Genomic DNA, 3008 nt, shown 5'->3' with positions numbered 1-3008 from the left:
AGATTGAGGGAATGGCCAATGCTGGCTTCCAAAATATTGGATATTATGAACTTGGATCCCGACTTCTTCGCGTATCTCTCTTAATACTGTTTGTTCTAAAGTTTCTCCTGGTTCAACAAACCCAGCAATTACACTATACATTTCGGGTTTAAAACGTGGAGATCGAGCTAATAAAATTTCATTATCCTTTTCAATTAAAATAATAACCGCCGGAGCCAACTGTGGGTAATTAATTAAGCCGCATTGAGGGCATTCTTTGGCTCGCTCATCAGTTTTTAGTAATGTGGTATGGCCACAGCGGCCACAAAACTGTGTGGTTGAATCCCAGTAAAGCAAGTGAATTGCGCGCCCGGCAAGGGTTAATAAGTCATCACTGATCAAACCAAAAAGCTGACGCAACCCCAAAGATTGATAGCCGGAAGGAGTTGATGTTTTGGGATTTATCTCCGCTCCAAAGCAATGGATCGAATCATACTGACCCAAGTAAAACTGATTTATCAAAGGGAGTTTGTCCTGTTCTACAATATTGAGAAGTGGTACATGATAAGAACCTTGTTTTTCTTGAATCAAGAGCTCGTTCTTGTAAAAGATAAACCACATGCTGAATTCACCGGTATCATGGGGAGGAGAATAATAGGGGGTAAAATTATCTAATAAAGAACTTTTCTTCCTTAGTTTAGCATCTGAAGTCATTTTTATCTCGCTTATTTTTTGATTAAAAATAGTGAAATCAAATTTTTAAAGGTTATAATATTTTACCGTATCATTATACTACCAGGAGGATTCATTACTCATGAAAGAAACAAAAATTTCCCATAATAAAAAAAAGGGAAAACATTATTTTTTATTTATTTTTTCTATGTTTTTTCTTTTACTTTTTTTATCTGGTTGCTTTATCCTGGTCGATATCACAGATAGTCCTTATGGTTATGCTGGTCGGTGGCAAGGGATGCCACTATTTGAACCAGGTGAGGATTATGGGGAAGATAAACCAAGTCAAATATTCTTTGTTCATATTAATCAAATAGGTGAGAAGGTATTTGGTGTCCTTTCTCGAGTTGATTCGTATGGTTTTTCGGAAGGTCCAATATCCGGCGAACAAAAGGATAGAAACATTACCTTTACCGCGAGATTCCATAGTGAAAAGCTGACTTTTGAAGGTTTATGGGTTGATGATCAAAGAGCTTGGGTGGGGAAATGGTCAAGCGATCTCGGACAAAAAGGGCAAGTGCTATTTGAAGTTCATAAAACCAACACTGACCAATCAAAAGGATTTTGGACCATGAAAAATCATTTAACTATGAAGGGAGGAGTTGGTAAACCAGTTATTTTTATCCATGGGATGAACAGCGATGGAAGCCGGTGGAATAAATTATTAAATGAATTGGAAAAAAGAGGTTTTTATGATAATCATCAAGTTTGGATATTCCAATATAATTGGGCAGACTTAATTGCAGTGAACGGCCTTGATCTTTATAAAAAAATGAATGAAAATGGAATTGAAAATCCAATTATTATTGCCCATTCCATGGGAGGGTTAGTAGCTCGATCTTATATTGCTCAGGGTGGTACAGTAGATAAACTGATAACTTTTGGCACACCGCATCAGGGAACTCCCTTAGCCGACCTTGGTGCCAAATTACTCGGATCAGATAATTTTAGCACCTGGATTCAAAAGTCTCTCATGCCAGGAGTTGCCGATATGAAAGAGACCTCTTCTTTTATCAACGAACTCTCTTCAAATCAAAATGATATCGAAAACCGAAAAAAATATATCGTATTTGCTAGTGTTATAGATAGCCAACCAATTCGTACCACAATTTGTCAAAATGAAAATTGCCAATCAAAGGTGGTTTGGAAATGGCAACGAGATGACTACTTTGATAATCTGACGCTTATTTGTTATAAGATGATCCCCGGTGATAATGATGGATATGTACCTAAGGATTCGGCTCTTTTTAAAGGAAGTACAGTTTTACCAAAAAATCAATATTTCCTGAACGGTTTCCTAGATCATTCACAAATCGTAGATCCTGAAAAATCAACCGAGATTGTTTCGTTTCTTATGAATTTAGGGCAATAGTTGATTTCATGCTTAAAAGTTCAATTATATTATTTGGAGGTTATTTTTTATGCCTGGTGTAAGTGGTCATGTTGCTTTAATTACCGGTGGAAGTCGCGGTATAGGAAGGGGAATTTCTCTTCGTCTTGCCCACGGAGGAGCAAAAATAGTTATTAATTACTATCAAAATGAAAATGCCGCTCAGGAAACACTTGAACAAATTCGTTCCTTAGGAGGTGAAGGTATAGCTTTTCGTGCTGATGTATCGAAAAAGGACCAAGTAAAGAGGATGTTTGAATACATTCAGGAGAATATCGGCCTGGTTGATATCTTGGTTAATAATGCCGGCGAGGGTCAATTACGGAGCAAATCAACCACGACTATAGACGAGGAAATGTGGGATCGCCTTTATCAAGTCAATATGAAAGGTGTTTTCTTATGCTGTGCTCATGCCCTACCAATGATGATAGAAAAACATTGGGGAAGAATTATCAATATCTCTTCAACAGCGGCTATTACTGGTGGATCTTCGGGATCACATTATGCTGCAACCAAAGGAGCAATCATTCCTTATAGTAAAGCTTTGGCTCGAGATTATGCTTCACAGGGAATTACGGTTAATGTTGTTGCCCCGGGTAAGATCGAAACTGATCTATTTCATGCCACCACTACACCTGAGGTCATTCCTCAACTCATTAAAAAAATACCTGTTGGTAGGTTAGGACGCCCTGACGATATTGCTGAAAGTGTGTTCTTTTTTGCCTCTGAAGAGGCTGGGTTTGTAACTGGACAGGTCATGATCGTTGCCGGTGGGTATGCTTAAAGTGAGAATTAAGAAGAAATTTTATTGAATTTTCTTAAAGAGTCTATAGTTGCTACCTGCAAAATTATAGTTAATAAGTGAATTGACTTTCATTGTTTGATATGATATAAAAAATGAAATCGA

The 3008-nt window shown here is 37.4% G+C and carries 3 protein-coding genes; 2 read left to right on the top strand and 1 reads right to left on the bottom strand.

Annotation, left to right across the window (positions count from 1 at the left end; genetic code table 11):
- Nucleotides 1-693: NAD(+) diphosphatase (nudC, locus tag PLK24_RS10190; RefSeq protein ID WP_324478805.1), on the bottom strand; the 693-nt coding region annotated here is incomplete at its 3' end.
- 100 nt (nucleotides 694-793) lie between these two features.
- On the opposite strand from nudC, the gene PLK24_RS10185 reads away from it, so the two are divergent.
- Complete coding sequence (locus PLK24_RS10185; RefSeq protein WP_324478803.1) at nucleotides 794-2083, top strand: alpha/beta hydrolase; 1290 nt, start codon at nucleotides 794-796, stop codon at nucleotides 2081-2083.
- A 49-nt stretch (nucleotides 2084-2132) separates the two neighbouring features.
- A complete protein-coding gene (locus PLK24_RS10180; RefSeq protein ID WP_324478802.1) occupies nucleotides 2133-2885 on the top strand; it encodes an SDR family NAD(P)-dependent oxidoreductase in 753 nt (250 codons plus the stop codon).
- The last annotated feature ends 123 nt before the right edge of the window (nucleotides 2886-3008 follow it).

This window comes from Atribacter sp. (assembly GCF_035418125.1).
Taxonomy (GTDB): domain Bacteria; phylum Atribacterota; class Atribacteria; order Atribacterales; family Atribacteraceae; genus Atribacter; species Atribacter allofermentans.
Note: the sequence above shows the minus strand (reverse complement) of the source record. Positions and strands in the feature narration are given on the sequence as shown.